This is a genomic window from Fodinibius salinus, assembly GCF_008124865.1.
GTDB classification, from domain to species: Bacteria; Bacteroidota; Rhodothermia; order Balneolales; family Balneolaceae; genus Fodinibius; species Fodinibius salinus.
On sequence record NZ_VNHY01000001.1, the window covers coordinates 235,813 to 252,859 of the forward strand.

At 41.4% G+C, this 17,047-nt stretch carries 14 protein-coding genes; 7 read left to right on the top strand and 7 right to left on the bottom strand.

The window, feature by feature from the left end; translation table 11 throughout:
- The first annotated feature begins 1 nt into the window (after position 1).
- Positions 2 to 3,379, top strand: a complete 3,378-nt coding sequence (locus LX73_RS01100) for a peptidase MA family metallohydrolase (protein WP_148897620.1) — start codon at positions 2 to 4, stop codon at positions 3,377 to 3,379.
- Positions 3,380 to 3,443: 64 nt separating this feature from the next.
- On the opposite strand, the gene LX73_RS01105 is transcribed toward LX73_RS01100, so the two are convergent.
- Genes LX73_RS01105 through LX73_RS01120 form a run of 4 tightly spaced genes read right to left on the bottom strand, consistent with a single transcriptional unit; the run spans position 3,444 to position 7,443 of the window.
- Positions 3,444 to 4,754 (bottom strand): type IX secretion system plug protein, encoded by a 1,311-nt coding sequence (locus tag LX73_RS01105; RefSeq protein ID WP_170245546.1) that lies wholly within the window; start codon positions 4,752 to 4,754, stop codon positions 3,444 to 3,446.
- Complete coding sequence (gene dapF / locus LX73_RS01110) at positions 4,726 to 5,562, bottom strand: diaminopimelate epimerase (RefSeq protein ID WP_148897622.1); 837 nt, start codon at positions 5,560 to 5,562, stop codon at positions 4,726 to 4,728. The genes LX73_RS01105 and dapF overlap by 29 nt, the downstream gene beginning before the upstream one ends.
- A 3-nt stretch (positions 5,563 to 5,565) precedes the next feature.
- Entirely contained in the window at positions 5,566 to 6,768 is a 1,203-nt protein-coding gene (locus LX73_RS01115) for a DNA polymerase III subunit (protein WP_148897623.1), read from the bottom strand.
- A 6-nt stretch (positions 6,769 to 6,774) separates the two neighbouring features.
- Entirely contained in the window at positions 6,775 to 7,443 is a 669-nt protein-coding gene (locus LX73_RS01120; RefSeq protein ID WP_148897624.1) for a heme exporter protein CcmB, read from the bottom strand.
- A 157-nt stretch (positions 7,444 to 7,600) separates the two neighbouring features.
- Here LX73_RS01120 and LX73_RS01125 point away from each other — a divergent pair, with 157 nt between their 5' ends.
- From LX73_RS01125 to folD, 4 genes are all read left to right on the top strand, one after another.
- The gene (locus LX73_RS01125; RefSeq protein ID WP_148897625.1) at positions 7,601 to 8,071 is read left to right on the top strand and encodes a PTS sugar transporter subunit IIA; all 471 of its coding nucleotides are present in this window, start codon (positions 7,601 to 7,603) and stop codon (positions 8,069 to 8,071) included.
- Between the two features lie 29 nt (positions 8,072 to 8,100).
- Entirely contained in the window at positions 8,101 to 9,564 is a 1,464-nt protein-coding gene (gene dacB / locus LX73_RS01130) for a D-alanyl-D-alanine carboxypeptidase/D-alanyl-D-alanine endopeptidase (protein WP_148897626.1), read from the top strand.
- Between the two features lie 6 nt (positions 9,565 to 9,570).
- Positions 9,571 to 10,947, top strand: coding sequence for a sigma-54-dependent transcriptional regulator (locus LX73_RS01135; protein WP_148897627.1), 1,377 nt, complete (start codon positions 9,571 to 9,573; stop codon positions 10,945 to 10,947).
- 121 nt (positions 10,948 to 11,068) lie between these two features.
- The gene (gene folD / locus LX73_RS01140; protein WP_148897628.1) at positions 11,069 to 11,962 is read left to right on the top strand and encodes a bifunctional methylenetetrahydrofolate dehydrogenase/methenyltetrahydrofolate cyclohydrolase FolD; all 894 of its coding nucleotides are present in this window, start codon (positions 11,069 to 11,071) and stop codon (positions 11,960 to 11,962) included.
- Between the two features lie 5 nt (positions 11,963 to 11,967).
- Here folD and LX73_RS12880 read toward each other — a convergent pair whose 3' ends face one another.
- Complete coding sequence (locus LX73_RS12880) at positions 11,968 to 12,126, bottom strand: hypothetical protein (RefSeq protein WP_170245547.1); 159 nt, start codon at positions 12,124 to 12,126, stop codon at positions 11,968 to 11,970.
- 315 nt (positions 12,127 to 12,441) lie between these two features.
- Between LX73_RS12880 and LX73_RS01145 the strand changes: the two genes are divergently transcribed.
- Entirely contained in the window at positions 12,442 to 12,771 is a 330-nt protein-coding gene (locus LX73_RS01145; RefSeq protein WP_148897629.1) for a hypothetical protein, read from the top strand.
- A gap of 198 nt (positions 12,772 to 12,969) precedes the next feature.
- The gene (gene guaB / locus LX73_RS01150; RefSeq protein ID WP_148897630.1) at positions 12,970 to 14,445 is read left to right on the top strand and encodes an IMP dehydrogenase; all 1,476 of its coding nucleotides are present in this window, start codon (positions 12,970 to 12,972) and stop codon (positions 14,443 to 14,445) included.
- 9 nt (positions 14,446 to 14,454) lie between these two features.
- On the opposite strand, the gene LX73_RS01155 is transcribed toward guaB, so the two are convergent.
- The gene (locus tag LX73_RS01155; RefSeq protein WP_148897631.1) at positions 14,455 to 15,537 is read right to left on the bottom strand and encodes an LptF/LptG family permease; all 1,083 of its coding nucleotides are present in this window, start codon (positions 15,535 to 15,537) and stop codon (positions 14,455 to 14,457) included.
- Positions 15,530 to 16,957 carry an LptF/LptG family permease gene (locus LX73_RS01160; RefSeq protein ID WP_148897632.1) on the bottom strand — a complete coding sequence of 476 codons (1,428 nt, stop codon included), beginning with the start codon at positions 16,955 to 16,957 and terminating at the stop codon, positions 15,530 to 15,532. The genes LX73_RS01155 and LX73_RS01160 overlap by 8 nt, the downstream gene beginning before the upstream one ends.
- Positions 16,958 to 17,047: the final 90 nt, after the last annotated feature.

Genomic DNA, 17,047 nt, shown 5'->3' on the forward strand with positions numbered 1-17,047 from the left:
TATGAAAATCTTTCGATACCTACGGCGATTGTTGGTACTGCTTTTTGTGATTGTCTTTGTTGGGGGACTGTTGCAAGAATCTCATGCCCAGTACTTTTCATTTGGCAAAAATAGGGTTCAATACAAGAATTTTGATTGGAAATATATACAGTCCGAGCATTTTGATATATATTATTACCAGTCGAAAAATTATGACTTGGCTAATTTTGCAGCCTACAATTTAGAAGCCTCGTTGCAACAGCTTAATGAGGATTTCGACCATCAGATTGCTGATCGTATTCAGGTAATCCTTTACGATTCTCACAACGACTTCTCGCAGACAAACGTGGTGCCACTACCGGTTGATGCAGAGGGAATTGGTGGTGTTACTGATCCTTACAAGAATCGAATTACCATGCCGTTCGACGGTAATTATACCAAATTTAGAAGTACGTTACAGCACGAGCTTGAACACGCTGTCATCAACGATATGTTTTATGGGGGCACCGTACAATCTCGGTTAAGCGGTAATGCACTGCAGATTCCGAATTGGTTTAATGAAGGCATGGCCGAGTATACTTCGCTGGGGTGGGATACGGAGACTGATATGTATATGCGGGATGCTATTATTAATGATTACATTCCTCCCATACCTCGGTTAGGGGGATTTTTTGCTTACAGGGGGGGAGAGGCCGTATGGAATTATATTGCCGAAGAATATGGACGCCAAAAGATTACGGAAATTATGCAGACCCTGAAAAGTACGCGTAGTTTAGAAGTTGCTTTTCGGCGGTCGCTGGGTCTAAGTATCGAAGAGCTATCCAAACGTTGGAAAGATTATTACCGGGAGCGATATTTGCCGGAGGTGGCTAATCGCGAAGATGTAACTAATTTTGGTGAACAATTAACTAATCAGGGTAAGAACGCAACTTATAACACTAGTCCCGCTATTTCACCGCAGGGTGATAAAATTGCGATGATTACCAATGCACGCGGTTATTTTGATGTGGTGGTCATTAGCGCGGTAACCGGGAAAAAAATAAAGACGCTAATAAAGGGAGAAGATAACGTCAATTTTGAAGAGCTGAACATTTTAAATCCTAATTTAACGTGGTCGCCGGATGGACAAAAAATAGCGCTCTCTACAAAGTCGAAGGGAGAAGATAAGCTGGCCATTGTAGATTATGAAACTGGCGATGTACGTCTTATTTCATTTCCTAAATTGGATGCTATTGGTTCTGTAGCTTGGTCTCCAAACGGCAATAAAATTGCCTTTGACGGTAATATTGGACCCTACCAGGATATTTATGTTTATAATCTTAAAAATGAAGAGTTTATAAATGTTACGAATGATGTGATCTCTGATTATACACCTGCTTGGGGCAGTGACTCAAAAACTATTTATTTTGTCTCATCGCGTGGAGATGAAACCAGATTAAATGCTGTTAAAAATACATCAAGGTTGTTACTGGACGATGATTTATACAGTTCAGATATTTATTCAGTGACTATCGGAGATTCCAAGGCAACACAGCTTACGAAAACGCCCCTATGGAATGAAACGCAGCCTATTACCTCGCCTAATGGTTCGCTGTTTTATATTTCTGATGAAAATGGTATTCCTAATGTATATCAAATGGATCTGGAAGATCGCACAACAGTGCCACTTACCAACCTACAGACTGGAGTGCGTCAAATGTCAATTAGTGCAGATGCAAGCCGGCTGGCAGTTAATTCCATCAACAAGGGGGCATTAGATATTTTTATGATAAATGCACCTCTTAGTCGAAAGAAAGATGGTCCCCTGAAACCCAATCACTGGGCCCAGCGGCGTGCTAAGGAGACGGAGGCCGAACGGGTACCTGCAACCGGCTACGTTCGTGATATGTTAACGAACAATGCACTGGCCACAACAAGTTTAACAGATGCCGTAGCTGATAAAGTGGATCCTGAGCCAAAAGAAGCGGCAGTCGATACGTTGGCAGGAGATGCTAAGTCGGCAAAAAGTGATACTACGGTAGCCCAAGCACAAACAGATACCACAGCTAAAGAGGGTTCGGATAATATTGATTTTCGAAACTATGTATTTGACTCCTCAGTGTCAGAAGACTCTACTTTCGAGAAAAAATATTTAGATGCTTCAAAGTTTGAGGTTAAAAAGAATAAAACAGAAGACGGCCGCTATATTCCCAATGAATATCGCCTAAAGTTTAGCACTGACCTTGTATATGCAGGAGGTAATTTTTCAACGATGTATGGGGCTTATGGAATTACTCAGATACAATTCAGTGATCTTTTGGGTAACCATCAGATCTCTTTTGGGACCAATCTCAATTTAGATTTGCGCAACAGCACCTATTTTTTGCAGTACGGTTACCTTAAACAACGAACTGACTGGATTTTTAACTTCTTCCATCAATCCAGAAACTTCCAGGATTTTAGTGGCAATTTATTTCGGTTCCGTACCTTTGGCGGTGGGATAAATATGCGGTATCCCATTGACAAATTCCGTCGGGTTGATGTAAGTCTCTCAGCTATTGGTCTTGCACAGGACTTTTCAGTTGCGTATGAAGATACGGCAAGCAATCAAAAAGCTACTTTTTTATACCCTCAGGTAATTTATACCAGTGACAAAACACTCGGAGGATTTTTGGCACCAAGAGGAGGGCATCGGTATTCGGTAAGTGTCAGTGGTAGCCCGCCCATTAGTAGTAGCACATCCCAATTTGTTTCCGCACTGGGCGATTTCCGAAAATATTTTCACTTAGGTAGCAGATATTCGTTTGCCGTTAGGGGATCTGGCGGAGCTTCTTTTGGCCGTGACTCACAGACTTTCTTTTTGGGGGGGACACTGGGATGGATTAATCAGCAGTATTCGGGTCGTGGTATTCCGTTAGATCGTCTTGGAGACACCTTCTTTACCCAGCCGGCACTGCCACTTCGCGGTCATCCGTATAATGCTACTTACGGAAATAAGTTTTCATTAGTCAACGCAGAATTCCGGTTTCCGTTGTTTGCAGCTATTTTGCCCGGTCCAATACCGGTACTCCCGTTATATAACTTAACTGGTGTAGCATTTTTGGATGCCGGGATGGCTTGGGGACAGAATGTAAAATTCGAGTTTCGGAACCAAAACAACCCGCAAAATACACAAGAAATTATTTTAAATGATAAAGAACTGGATTTTGCTGTAGCCCAGCAAACACGTCAGACGGTTGTTACACCGGGTGGGCAGACTTCGGTACCTGTCACTGAGGGAGATATCTTGATGGGCGCCGGATTTGGCCTGCGTACTGTCCTTTTTGGATTTCCCTTGCGTTATGATGTGGGGTGGCCCTATTTTCGCGATGGTTTTGATAGCGATCCTATCCACTACATATCGATTGGGATAGATTTTTAGAGCATTTCGCAGAAATAGTTATAATCAATATCTGTAGTTTGTTATAGATATTTCTTTTAGCAACTTACTGTTTCATAGTGCGATCTACTTTTAACAGCCGGTCAAAATTTTTATCAGGATCTTTATAATAGATAAAGGTAAAATATTCTTGGGCTGAAGATACAAAGAGTTGGTCGAGTGCCAGGTCGTTTATATTGTTATTGCTGACTGTTACGTACTTATAAGCATATTGCCCTTCCTTGATGATTGCATTTCCTTTCCAGAGCTTTCTTTCGCTATCATATTCCATCTGATGGAAGTCATTTACAATCCAGTTGTTAAAATCACCGATCACAAAGATATTGGTATTGGGAGAGACTGATGAGTCTGTTGTCAGCGAAAACTGCACCCGGGCATAGTTTCCGCTCCGGCCCTTGCTTGGCATTCCCAGATTAGAAAGAGGAAAGGGGCTAGGCGTTACCCCAAACCGTTGGATATCACGGCGTAAAACAACTTTAGGTGGCGTTAGGCCTGGAAAATACTCTACAATTTGCTGTCCATCTGCTTCAAAATTTTGCAGGTTTAATGTTTTAAATTCATAATTACCCACAAAGCTATTGTTTATTTGCAACCGGCCGTTTAGCTTATTTTGAGTAATGGTATCAAGAAAATCAGCTTTGCGCATTCGCCCCCAAAACTGGTTTTGAGCAAAAGACATCGACAAATCAAACTGTGGGTATTCAACGAATTTGGGATATTGGTACTTACTGGAAGGCTGATCAAGAGGTCGCCCGTCATTCCTTTTTGCAAATAATCGGTCAATTTGAGTACTTATTTGCCCTTCGTTTTCGGTAACAAAAAAAGGCAGCTTAAAAAGCAATGTCCCATCGTTGTCGTCATAAACTTCAATTAAGTAATTTCCACTTACAGCAGGACGTAACTGATCATTTGGAAACGAGTATTCGACATGCCGATAAGATGGATTGTTAGTAAAACTGGCCTTTGCATTTTGGATAAAGGCATAAGAAAAACTGTCGAGATAGGTAGAGGCAGTAATAGAACTTTGTTTCCAATTTTGAGTACGATGAGAAATTTCAATTCGAAATTGGCGGCTTTGTGTACTCAGATAATCAAATGACAATACAAGTTTTTGTGAAGTCTTGAGGCTAATAATAGGGGCTTTAGCAGGGGCATTTTGGGGATGTACGTGAATACTCTGGATATCCTTGGGCGGAACTTGCTGCCCTGGGAGTGCAAATCCTGATGTTAAAAGAGGTCGATCAGAGTGAGTGAGATTAGCATTTCTATTTTGGTTAGAGGCTGCACAACCAATCCCCAAATACAATAAAAATGTGACAAAAAGGAGATTACTGTAGAAAGTTGCCTTGAAAAACAAAATGGGCGGGTCCTTTGAGTGTTATATTTGAGTATTTTTTTTCATCCGGATAATATGAAAAACCAACATCCAGTTTTCCCCCTTTCGTTTCGACGGAAAATATGTTAGAAGTAGCAGTCATCTCCTGTATATGGTGCCAGGCTAGTGCCGAAGCAATAGCTCCTGTTCCACAGGCAAGGGTGAGATCTTCGACCCCACGTTCATAGGTTTGCAGCTCAAGACTTGAGGTATCATTGCCACAGATAAAGTTTACGTTAGTGCCTTCGGGAGCAAAGTCCTGATGGTATCGAAGTTTGCGTCCCTCACTGACTAGCTGGTCTTTGTTTTCTAGTTGTTCTTCGTTGACTTGTTTTACGATATGTTCCGTTCCGGTAAAGGTTTCAAAAAGTTCTTGATCAGCAACGCTTCGTTCTTGTACCGAAGTTTCCATGGGGAAACCAATAGAGGCTGTATTCGAGTTGGTAATAGAGGCCTCATAAATTTGTTCATGCACATTAAAACGATGTTGTTTGTCAAAGCCCAGAGAATGTGCAAATAAAGCTATGCAGCGGGCTCCATTACCGCACATGCCAGCTGGACTACCATCAGGATTGCGGTAGAGCATGGTGTAATCGACAGCTTCCAATTGGGGGCTTGAAAGTCCCAGTATACCATCAGCTCCAACACCAAACTTACGTTCGCAGATGGCAGGAGCAAGCTCGGCAATGTCTTCTTCGGAAAGGTTGAGATTGCGATTATCGAGCAACACAAAGTCGTTGCCGGCGCCCTGCATTTTTGTAAAGGGGATATGTGATGTAGTATTTGTCATAGGTCAGTTCGTATATGCTGGTAAGTGTTCCCAGGGATTGTCATCAGCAATAAATGGATCGTTTCCGCGCATCAGGCTTGAAAAACGAAGGGCCAGGCTGGTGAATACTAATTTACCCTGTACATTCTGATAGATAAATGGCTTGCAGTTATTTACTTGGGCTATCATATCTTCTAGCCGTGCATCGCTGAGTGTAGAACAAAAATTTTTAATTACGTCAATTTTGTTGGCATTGGTAATCAGCGATTTCTGTTGTGTAGAGCGATAAACCAACAAATCACGAAGAAAAACTTCCATCATATTTAGCACAGCAATTTGGCCCTCAATATTTTTTTGGCTCTGCCAATCTTGTGCAGTTTCCGTGATATTTACCGCATCCTGGACATAAGAATACCGGAGAAATTCAATGATCTCTTGTCGTGTCTCTTTAAGGGTTTCAGCATCAAAAAAGCGTGTCATAGCATAATTACCGCCAGAAACGCGAGCAAGGTAGGCGGCGTCTTCTTCCGGTAGTCCATCTCGCTGGATTAATGCCTGTTCAATCTTATCAGTACCTAGAGCTGATAACTGAATATGTTGACAGCGCGAGATTATAGTAGGCAGTAGTGATTCTGAGTGGTTTGTTGTAAGTAAAAAAATCAGATTTTCGGAAGGCTCTTCAAGCAGTTTCAAAAATGCATTGGCTGCTTCTTTACGCATGTGTTCAATGCCCGTCAGAATAACTATGGTCTTTTTACCTTCATTTGGTTTCAAAAAGGCAGTGGGACGAATTTCTTCTCGGAAGTAATCAATAGGATAAAATGCCTGCTTGTTGCTGGTGCTGTCTTCGTTGGTAAGCGAAGGCCGTAGGCTGAAATCCACTACTTCATAGGGATCTTTTTTTAGCAGTTCTAGTCTATTGCGTAATTCCTCAACCGAAACTGAAGTGGGTACAGGCAAAAATACATGAATATCTGGATGCGTAAACCAAGATGATTTTTTTGAAAATGCCTGTTCTCCAAGATCCGTAATATTGTCAACACCGTTTAGTAGCTCGGCAAAGGCTAGGGCAAAAGCTGTTTTCCCAGACCCTGGGGGTCCAGAAAATAGATAGGCATGGCCGATGCGTCCTGATTTGATTGTTCGCTTAATTTGTTCACGAGCAAATTGTTGGCCAACGAGACGTCGATTTCCAAATTCAAATGTAAGATTCTTATATGATGTCATGAGTAATTATTCGTCCCAGATGTAGTCAAAAAGTAATATACCAGCTGTAATTGTGGCCCCGGCATAACCGAAGAGTGCCCAAAAGTCATTGGCATAATTTTGTATAACTCCTTCAATAAGTGCCGCTTTTGTGGTGCGTACGAGTATTAAAATGAGCGGGAACATAAGTGGGATACTTAGTACTGAAAAAATAGCACCTTTACGGTCGGCCTGCGAAACGATAGCACCAAGTAGGGTGGCTACGCCCGAAAGTCCTGCGGTTCCCAGAATAAGCAACAGAACAAATGCACCGCTGTCTGCAATGGGCATTCCTAATAAGAAAATATACAACAAAAAGGTGGTGGTATTAACTGACAAGCAAAAAAGATAATTGTAGCACAACTTTCCAACAAATACTTCTTCTGAGCGGGCATGTAGCCGAAGAAGGTTGTATGTTTTATGTTCCGTTTCCATCACAAATGATCGGGATAAGCTGGATAGTGCGGCAAAAAGGATAACGATCCAGACAAGCGCACTTTGGGGAGTGGGGGAAAGTTGTTCGGCATTGAGTGCGAATAATATGAGCAACAAAGCGCCGCCAACAAATGCCAACACAGTATTGATGGCATACCGAGATCGAAATTCGGTTTGCAGATCTTTGGTGAGAACAGCCGTTACTCCTTTAAAAAACTTCATTTTTGTGGTTTAGAAAAAATTGTGAAAAACGATTAAAAATGGTTTTATGATAGCAATCATTCTGGTGTGCTCTTATTTACCAATATTAGTTGTATCACACCGTTAACGATGAGTATATTTAACATCCATTGGAATTAATAATATAGTTTTTCGCCGAATGAATATTTTCAGCTTGCTCGATTCCCAAACTGTTTTTCCTGCTCTTCATGCCAAGGATAAAGCTGAAATTTTAGATAAATTAATATCGTCACTGCAAAATAATGTTTCGAACGGGGAGGTCGAAAAAATTAGGGAAGCGGTTATGGAGCGCGAAAATATTATGTCAACAGGCGTGGGGAAAGGGCTGGCGATTCCTCATGGAAAAGCACCTGGTATCCAGGAAACGTATGCGGCTTTTGCAATGCTGGATGAACCGGTAGATTATGAATCGATTGACGATGAACCGGTCAACATGGTGTTTTTGCTTGTGGGTCCGCAATCTAGTAATAGTCTGCACATAAAGTTGCTGAGTCGTATTTCACGCCTTATGAATAACTCCTCATTTCGGGAGCAGCTGCGTGGTTGTTCATCTGCGGATGAAATTATAGATCTCTTTAAAGAACAAGAGCACGTATCTTTTCATGGGTAACCGAATCTAATTATTTACAACAGGGACGTATGGGAAAAAAGACTCTTCTTTGGTTTGTAGTGATATCTTTTTCTTTTGGCGGATTTTCATTCCCGGTAAGCGGTCAGGATATCAACGAACAATCCGCCTATCAGTATATCAAAAAAAGCCGTGCAAATGATGCTTTTTGGTCGATAACTGTTTGTGATAGCACTGGTACTATTCTTGAAAGTTATAATAGTCGTAAACTAATGCGTCCGGCATCAAACCTTAAATTGCTTACCTCGGCTGCTATTCTGGACCAGCTTGGACCTGACTTTACATTTACAACTACTGTTTATGGTATTGGTCACAAATCAGGAAATACCTGGAAAGGAGATATCATTATTCGAGGATCTGGCGACCCCTCTATCAGCGGTACTTTTTATAACGAAGACCGGTTTCACGTTTTTGATAAATTTTATACCGCGCTCGATTCTATGGGTATTCGCAAAATTGAGGGAAACCTGATTGGCAATGATGCATTTTTCGATCAGCAACCATATCCCAAGAACTGGAGCTGGCAAGATCTTTCTTTTTATTATGGCGTTGAGATAAGTGCTTTGTCTTTTAATAACAATGCCGTTGATCTGCGCGTATATGCCGATGGTGAGATAGGGAGTACTCCAAGAATTGAGTGGTTTCCTTTTGATACCGACTATGTAACCTTTGAAAATGAACAGGTTATTACGCCGCCTGGTACTGAATATGATGAATTTTATAGGCGTGTACTGGGCACAAATACGATTCTATTGCGTAGTAAACTCCCCCAGAATTATGTAGAAAAAGAATCTCTTTCGATTAAAAATGCTCCTCGTTTTTTTCTGGATACTTTTAAACAGTATTTGGAAGATGGTGGTATTGAAGTTGCCGGGGGCATTATTGTAGATAGCCAAAATACCGATTGGAAGTCTGATAAATATCAGCCGCTGGTAAAACATCAGTCGGTTCCGTTGAAAAAAATGATAACACAGATAAATAAGGAAAGCAGTAATTTTTATACTGAAATGCTGCTTAAAACGATGGCAGCCGTTGAGTTTGATGCTCCTGGAAGTACAGATCTGGGCTTACATCTGGTAGAAGATTTTGCAGCATCCATGAAAATGGACACCACAAAAATTGAGTTAACTGATGGGTCGGGTATGGCAGCATCTACGCTGTTAAAGCCTCTTGATTTAAGCCAGATGATGGTTGCTATGAGTGATCATCCGCATTTTGATGTATATAAAAACAGTTTATCCCTCGCTGGTATTGATGGATCACTTAAAAAACGATTTTCCGACTCACCTGTTCAGGGTAAATTGTATGGCAAAACTGGATATTTGTCGGGGGTTCGTTCGCTGAGTGGGTATTTGGATACCTCCTCCGGACAAACGGTCGCGTTTACCATAGCCACAAATAATTATACCCAAAAGACTTCATACATTGATACCGTACAACAGCAAATTGTGCAGCACATTTATCAAAAATATTAGGATTTAATGTCAGACGTTACGCCCACAATTTTAGTTGTTGATGATGAAAAAAGCATCCGTAACTCTCTGCGTGATATTTTGGAGTTTGAAGACTATAGTGTAGTTGAAGCCTCCAATGGGCAGAAGGTATTTGAGTTGCTGGAAGATAGTATTGATGTGGACTTAATGCTCTTGGATATCAAGATGAAGGGCATGGACGGGATGGAGATTCTTACTAAACTGCGGGAGCAGAAGTACAGTTTCCCGGTGATTATGATTTCCGGGCATGGTAATATTGAAATTGCCGTTAAAGCCACGAAGAAGGGGGCGTTCGATTTTATTGAAAAGCCGCCGGATTTAAATCGCTTGCTGGTGAGTGTACGCAATGCTCTAGATCAGCACCGCCTGTCCAAAGAAAACCAATCGATGAAATCGCGCCTGCCAGAAGTGCCCGAGATTATTGGTGAAAGTAAGGCCATTCAACAGATTAAATCGGCGATCGAAAAGGTGGCAAAGACCAGTTCTCGTGTAATGGTAACGGGTGAAAATGGGACGGGAAAAGAGCTTGTAGCCCGTTGGATTCATAAAAAAAGCAGCCGCTACAGTAATCCGTTTGTAGAAGTCAATTGCGCTGCTATTCCTGCCGATTTGCTTGAGAGTGAGCTTTTTGGTCACGAAGAAGGTGCTTTTACGGGAGCTAGCAGTCAACGTATAGGTAAGTTTGAACAGGCTGATGGCGGTACGCTCTTTTTGGATGAGGTAGGTGATATGAGTATGGATGCACAGGCAAAAGTGCTGCGTGCACTGGAGGAAAATGCTATTATACGTGTTGGAGGCACACAAAAAATTTCAGTGGATGTCCGCGTTATTTCTGCAACAAACAAAAAATTGCTTGAGGAGATTGAAGAAGGCAATTTTAGGGAAGATTTGTACCATCGCCTAAATGTAATCCCTATCGAGGTGCCGCCATTGAGAGAGCGGCGCGAAGATATTTCGTTACTGGCAGATTCTTGGCTGGACCATCTTGCTCAAAAAGATATTGTGTTTTCAGGAATTTCTTTCACCGAAGAAGCTCTTAACGAGCTTAAAACGAAGCAATGGTCGGGCAATGTGAGAGAATTACAAAATGCGATAGAGCGATTGGGATTGCTGGTCGATGGTTCGAAAATCACCAAAAAAGATGTGCAAGATTTAACGTTTACTGGTAACCGAGGTGACGAAGGAATTGACAATTTGGTTAATGAAATTAGTGAATTCAAAGATTTTAAAGAATCAGCGGAACGTTTATTTTTGATCCAAAAATTGGAAGATCACGATTGGAATATTTCCAAAACAGCCAAGGCTATTGATATCCAGCGTAGTCACATGTACACCAAGATGAAAAAGTACGATATCAACAGATAGACGCGGATATTTTATAGCAGACCAACAGAAGTACACATTACGAAATATGTTATTTAAAATTGAAATTATCGCGTATTTCGTAATGCGTAATTCTAAACTCTTTTAAATTTACCCTTTATCAATGTCCGCAAAAATTATTGACGGTAAAAAAGTAGCGAAATTAACTCGTAAAGAAGTCCGCCAAGATGTTGATGACTGGATGGATGACGGCCATCGTGCTCCGTTCCTGCAGGTTGTGTTGGTGGGTACAAATCCAGCTTCTGATGTGTATGTGGGAGCGAAGACACGAGCTTGCAAAGATGTGGGGATCGAGACGGACACGATGCGTCTGCCTGATACAATTTCGGCAAAAGAGCTGAAAGCTACAATCCAAGAACTCAATGAGGATGATACCGTTGATGGCATTCTTGTGCAGTTGCCATTGCCCAACCATTTGTCAGCTCATGATGTGATTGAATCCATAGATTATCGTAAAGATGTTGACGGGTTTCATCCTATGAATGTGGGTCGACTAACCGTTGGTCAACCTAGTTTTCGATCATGCACTCCGGCGGGTATCATTGAATTGTTTAAGCATTACAGTATTCCCACAAAGGGGAAACATGCCGTAGTAGTTGGCGCCAGTAATATTGTAGGACGCCCTATATCTATCCTTCTCAATAAAGAAAGCGGAGAGTATGGCAAAGCCACAACCACCGTTTGCCACAAATATACCAAAGATCTGACTCAGCACACCATTTCTGCTGATATCTTGGTTGTTGCAGCAGGGCAGCCTAATCTAATTAAACCGGAGATGGTTAAAGAAGGAGTTGTTGTAATTGATGTAGGCATTAATCGAGTGGCTGACGAAACAAAAGACAAAGGGTATACCCTGATGGGTGACTGTCATTTTGAGAGCGTCAAAGAAAAAGCCAGCTGGATTACACCCGTTCCCGGAGGTGTGGGGCCAATGACGGTAGCAATGTTGATGAAAAACACGCTGTTAGCTGCAAAAAATTCTATTTATCCGCAATAGAGAGACTACAGGCAACGATCGCGATAATCAGGATGGATGTGACAGGTATCGGGCTGTAGGGTGCGATTTAAGTTAAATTCTTCATTTGGATTATCTAAATAGGCTTTAATCTGTTCCTGCTTCTTCCAAATTTGATGCGTATCGCTAAGTACCGAAAAGCTCATTCATCTGTATCTTTTGGGTAGTGATCCTGGATCAGATACGGGCAGGATTCTATAGGCACAAAAACCCATCTCTTGTAGCCTTTTGCTCAATCCGTGTAGTGAATAAATTATCGTAATTCCTGTAAAATTTTAACATGCCTGTCTGTTACCTAGTTAGGTTGATTAATATTTAAAAATAGTCCTTCATTCCGTTTAAGCATGATTATCGTTATTTCCTGAACGGCTCCGAAGTTTTTGTAAATAGGGGTGACATAACGGTGTCACATCGGCTAATTATATTATGATTGAACAATAATTAACCGACAAACATCAATTATGAATACTGCAAAGACGTTTTCTCCTCAACAACAGACAAAAAACTTAGAACCTGTCCTTCGTAAAGTATTAAAAGAGGCAAAACAAGAACATCAGGAACTGCAAGAGATGTTTGAACTTATGGGATGGAGTGAATTGCCGGACGCACTAAAAATAGAAATTAAAGACGATGTTTCGGCTATGGCTGATGAACTTAAAGGGCAGTATTCCAGTTGCGATCCGCATATAGCCCGCCGCCGGGAGCGCGTTGTACATTGGGTGAACAGTTATTTGGATGGAATTTGCTCACTGGAAACGGCTATTGAGGTGCTTCGGGTAAACAAGTTGTAATAGTTTTAGTGCTACTTTAGTTGGTATCTGTATATGTTTAAAGTCGTTATTTCAATTTGGCAATAGGTAAGAATGTTGTAGAATAGCAGAAAGGCGTAAGAAAAATAGCCTTATTTTAACAAAATATGCTACATAGTTCGCTTACATTTTTTTATCTTTGCCCAAATCAGAAAAAGAAAACGTGCAGACTTTTTTACCATGTCAGATTCCTCTCCTTTTGATCGAGTTACGCGCCAAGGCTTAACTTATGATGATGTACTACTTGTACCGGCCCATTCCGAAACTCTTCCCCGTAATGCTAATACAAGTGTACAGCTGACACCTAACTTACAGCTCAATACACCGGTGATGAGTGCAGCAATGGATACGGTCTCGGAATATCGACTAGCTATTGCTTTGGCCCGGGAGGGAGGTATTGCTATGCTACATAAAAATATGTCTATCGAAGATCAGGCTGACCAAGTGCGTATGGTAAAGCGCAGTGAAAGCGGCATGATTGTAGATCCGGTGACATTGGATAAAGATGCAACCGTTCTTAAGGCCCGTGGCCTTATGAAAAAGCATAAAATTGGTGGTATTCCCATTGTTGAAGAGGACAATACGCTTGTCGGGATTGTTACGAATCGTGACTTGCGTTTTGAGCACTCTGTGGATAAAAAGCTGAGCACTATTATGACGACAGAGAATTTGGTAACGGCACGGGAAGGCACCACTCTTGATGAAGCTGAGAAAATTCTTCAGGAACATAAAATTGAAAAGCTACCTATCGTAGATGATGGTATGCAGCTGGTGGGACTCATTACCGTTAAGGATATTGAAAAGAGGAAGAATTTTCCCAATGCCTGCAAAGATGAGATGGGACGTTTGCGTGTTGGAGCTGCGGTGGGTATTACATCAAATACCCTTGATCGAGTTGAGGCATTGGTTAATTCTGGAGTAGATATTATTACTGTTGATACTGCTCACGGACATTCATCGGGTGTGCTGGATATGATTAAGGATATCCGAAACGAGTATCCCGAATTGGATATTATTGCAGGAAATATAGCTACAAAATCTGCTGCAAAAGCGCTGGTTGATGCTGGAGCTGATGTATTGAAAGTAGGGGTAGGACCGGGATCTATTTGTACCACACGGATAGTGACCGGCGTAGGTGTTCCTCAGCTAAGTGCTGTTATGGAAGTCGCAAATTATACCAAAGAGGCTAATGTGGGGCTTATTGCTGATGGCGGTATCAAACAAACGGGAGATATACCGAAAGCCATAGCTGGTGGGGCGGATGCAGTAATGATGGGGTCGATGTTTGCGGGTGTTGATGAAAGTCCTGGTGAAACTATTATTTACGAGTCACGGAAGTATAAATCGTACCGTGGTATGGGCAGTTTAAGTGCCATGGAGCAGGGGTCCAAAGATCGTTATTTTCAAGATGTGGAAGATAATATTAATAAACTTGTTCCCGAAGGTATCGAGGGACGTGTACCCTACAAAGGATATCTCAGTGAAGTTGTTCACCAAATGACGGGCGGACTTCGAGCTGCTATGGGATATGTTGGTGCCAAAAATATCGGAGACCTTCAACAAGCAGAATTTGTTCAAATTTCACCGGCTGCCTATCAGGAAAGTCATCCACATTCGGTAGAAATTACTAAAGAGGCTCCCAACTATTCGGTATAGTTAAGGGTATTATTTTCGAGTATTAATCAAGATGCCCAATCCAACTAACAGAAAAAATAAATGTGGGATAAGAGCAGCCAGAAGTGGGGGTATTTCGCCCTTTCCGCCAAATGGCTCAATGACTTTCATTAATACAAGATATAAAAAGCTAACTGCAAGCCCGGCCGCGATGTAGAATCCCTTTCCACCTTCTCGCCGCACAGATGCCAGCGCAAATCCCACAATAGTTACTACAATAATAGAAAATGGATAGGCATAGCGGCTGTAAAGCTGCACTTTTGGAAGCTCAATATTTCCCGCACCGCTGCGTTCGATGGACTGGATATAATTTTCTGCTTCGGGATAGGTGAGCTGATAAATATCTGATGTTTTTCGGGCTAAGTCTCGAGGATAAATGTTAAGTGTAGTGTCCATAGAATCGATATGGGTATAGTCATATCCCAACTCAGTAAATTCACGCTTATCGATATCTTCGAACTTCCAATGGCTACTGTCAGGCTGCCAGATCATCCGTTGAACATGGAACATTTCACTAACGCTGTCTCCTTTAAAGTTAGTAATATCTACACGGTAACCGATCTGTTCTTTGTTATTAAAATAGTTAATTTTGAAAATAGAATTTTCTGATTCCTGTCTGAAAATTTTATTATTGTCTACGTTATCCGATTTGCCCTGCAGATACTTTGCTTCAAAGGCGATACGCTTTTCATTGGCATCGGGGATGACGAATCCGTCGAGATAACTGATAGACATCGACATAACAGTGGCAAAGATCAAATAGGGTACAAATAGCCGATAAAGACTTATACCCGCTGCTTTTAGGGCCGTAATTTCAAGACGTTCGGACATTTGACCCGTAAGGTAAAGACATGCTACAAAGGCAGCTACGGGAATGATAAGCCGGATCATCTCGGGAATATAGTTCAAGTAATATGTGCCGAAAATTTGAATAAATGTGGCTCCTTTATCCGTAAAATCTTCGCTGTTTTCTGAAAAATCGATAACGATAAAGATGAAGACCAGCACCAGCATCACAAACAGTGTGATTGTTAGCAATCGAAAGAAAATATATCGGTCTATTTTTTTAGTCACGGTTTTTCCAGAAATTTGAAATTTTAAACGAGCTGCAAATGCGAATAGTAAGGTACGTACCTATAAGTCCCAGTACAATGTTGGAAAGCCACATGCCGGTAAAGGGCGTAATAAAAAGCCGATCGGCAAGTTTTTCTCCCTGGATGATAGAAATCCAGTAGATAGTTAAAAATACGGTGCCGATGAGTGCAGCATATCCTAGATTTCCTTTTCGGGTGTACATACCGATGGGGGCTCCCAACAAGACAAAAACGATACACGCAAAGGGAATGGAAAACTTTTTATGAATCTCAACGAGATATCGCGCAATTTTCTCGATACGCCAATCTGTGTTAGTGATTAGCTCGTTTAGTGAGGTTCTGTAAGTTCTTAAACTTGATAATGTAATAGACTTAATCCGTTCTTGTTTCGTCTTTGACGTTAGATGTTTCAATCCAACCCAATCGGTTTTGACAGGAGGTTGAATCTCTTGCTCGTTCCGATACTCAAGTTCTCGTTTAAATACTTTAGAGGTGTCTGAAGTAATTGAGAAACTGTGCTTGGTATAAAGTTTTTGTTTTTTTTCTTTAATCTGTTGATCCAGCGAATCAACCAGGCTGGCCATAGCCTGTATATTCATAGTACGGTCATTTCGCGAACGATCTTGCGGATTGGAACGAGAAAAAGCTAGTTCTGAAAGATCAAAGCTAATGCGGTATCGGTCAAATGATGTTGTTTCATAGACATCCACCTGTTGCCGACCTTTATTCCGTTCTAACTTCCTGAGGATTGAGCCGTTCTCAAGAAAAAGAGTGAGAGTTTGCCCGTTTTCCTTACTGCTGAGTGCTCCTTTCTGGGCTTTGATAAGTGCCTTATTCTTGTTTTTGGTAGGATCTTGGAAAATGGTGACATCATGCAAAGAGTCAGATTCGTTGGTAATGCGGTCTACCAGAAAGGTATAATTATCAATACCGTCGTAAAATTCATCTTCTTTGAGATCAAAGCCAGGTTTTTTTAGTCGAATATCGATAAATAGTGATCGTGCTCGTTGATTAGCATCGGGCAAAACATCATTCGAAAACCATACCAAAAAAATTGTTAGCAAGATGCCCGATGTTAGTACTGGACTTATAACATGAAAGGGATTAACACCGGCAGCACGGATAGCGGTAAGTTCGTTGAGTTCCGTAAATTTCCCATACGCCATCAGGCAGGCTACTAGTACGGCCATGGGCATGGCCAAAACTACCATAGAGGCTAAGTTGGTGACGATAAGTTCAATAATGACGCCCAGCGGTAATCCTTTACCTACCAACAGGTCGATATAAAGGATCAGAAACTGCATAAGCAGTAAAAACATGAGGGTGAAGAAGCAAAATATGAAGGGGCCCACATGCCTTCGCAGTATATCAAGTTGTAATTTATTGGGTAATAGATTCATTATCTGAAACTTTTTGAAAGAACCTAAAATTAGGTCTATACTGCTAGATTACAAAATGGCATTATATTATGACTACAAGTCAAGAGTTTA

Coding starts and splice junctions, on each gene's coding strand:
- LX73_RS01100 (WP_148897620.1), top strand. CDS start 2: ATGAAAATCTTTCGATACCTACGGCGATTGTTGGTACTGCTTTTTGTG.
- dapF (WP_148897622.1), bottom strand. CDS start 5,562: ATGACAAATACTACATCACATATCCCCTTTACAAAAATGCAGGGCGCC.
- LX73_RS01115 (WP_148897623.1), bottom strand. CDS start 6,768: ATGACATCATATAAGAATCTTACATTTGAATTTGGAAATCGACGTCTC.
- LX73_RS01120 (WP_148897624.1), bottom strand. CDS start 7,443: ATGAAGTTTTTTAAAGGAGTAACGGCTGTTCTCACCAAAGATCTGCAA.
- LX73_RS01125 (WP_148897625.1), top strand. CDS start 7,601: ATGAATATTTTCAGCTTGCTCGATTCCCAAACTGTTTTTCCTGCTCTT.
- dacB (WP_148897626.1), top strand. CDS start 8,101: ATGGGAAAAAAGACTCTTCTTTGGTTTGTAGTGATATCTTTTTCTTTT.
- LX73_RS01135 (WP_148897627.1), top strand. CDS start 9,571: ATGTCAGACGTTACGCCCACAATTTTAGTTGTTGATGATGAAAAAAGC.
- folD (WP_148897628.1), top strand. CDS start 11,069: ATGTCCGCAAAAATTATTGACGGTAAAAAAGTAGCGAAATTAACTCGT.
- LX73_RS12880 (WP_170245547.1), bottom strand. CDS start 12,126: ATGAGCTTTTCGGTACTTAGCGATACGCATCAAATTTGGAAGAAGCAG.
- LX73_RS01145 (WP_148897629.1), top strand. CDS start 12,442: ATGAATACTGCAAAGACGTTTTCTCCTCAACAACAGACAAAAAACTTA.
- guaB (WP_148897630.1), top strand. CDS start 12,970: ATGTCAGATTCCTCTCCTTTTGATCGAGTTACGCGCCAAGGCTTAACT.
- LX73_RS01160 (WP_148897632.1), bottom strand. CDS start 16,957: ATGAATCTATTACCCAATAAATTACAACTTGATATACTGCGAAGGCAT.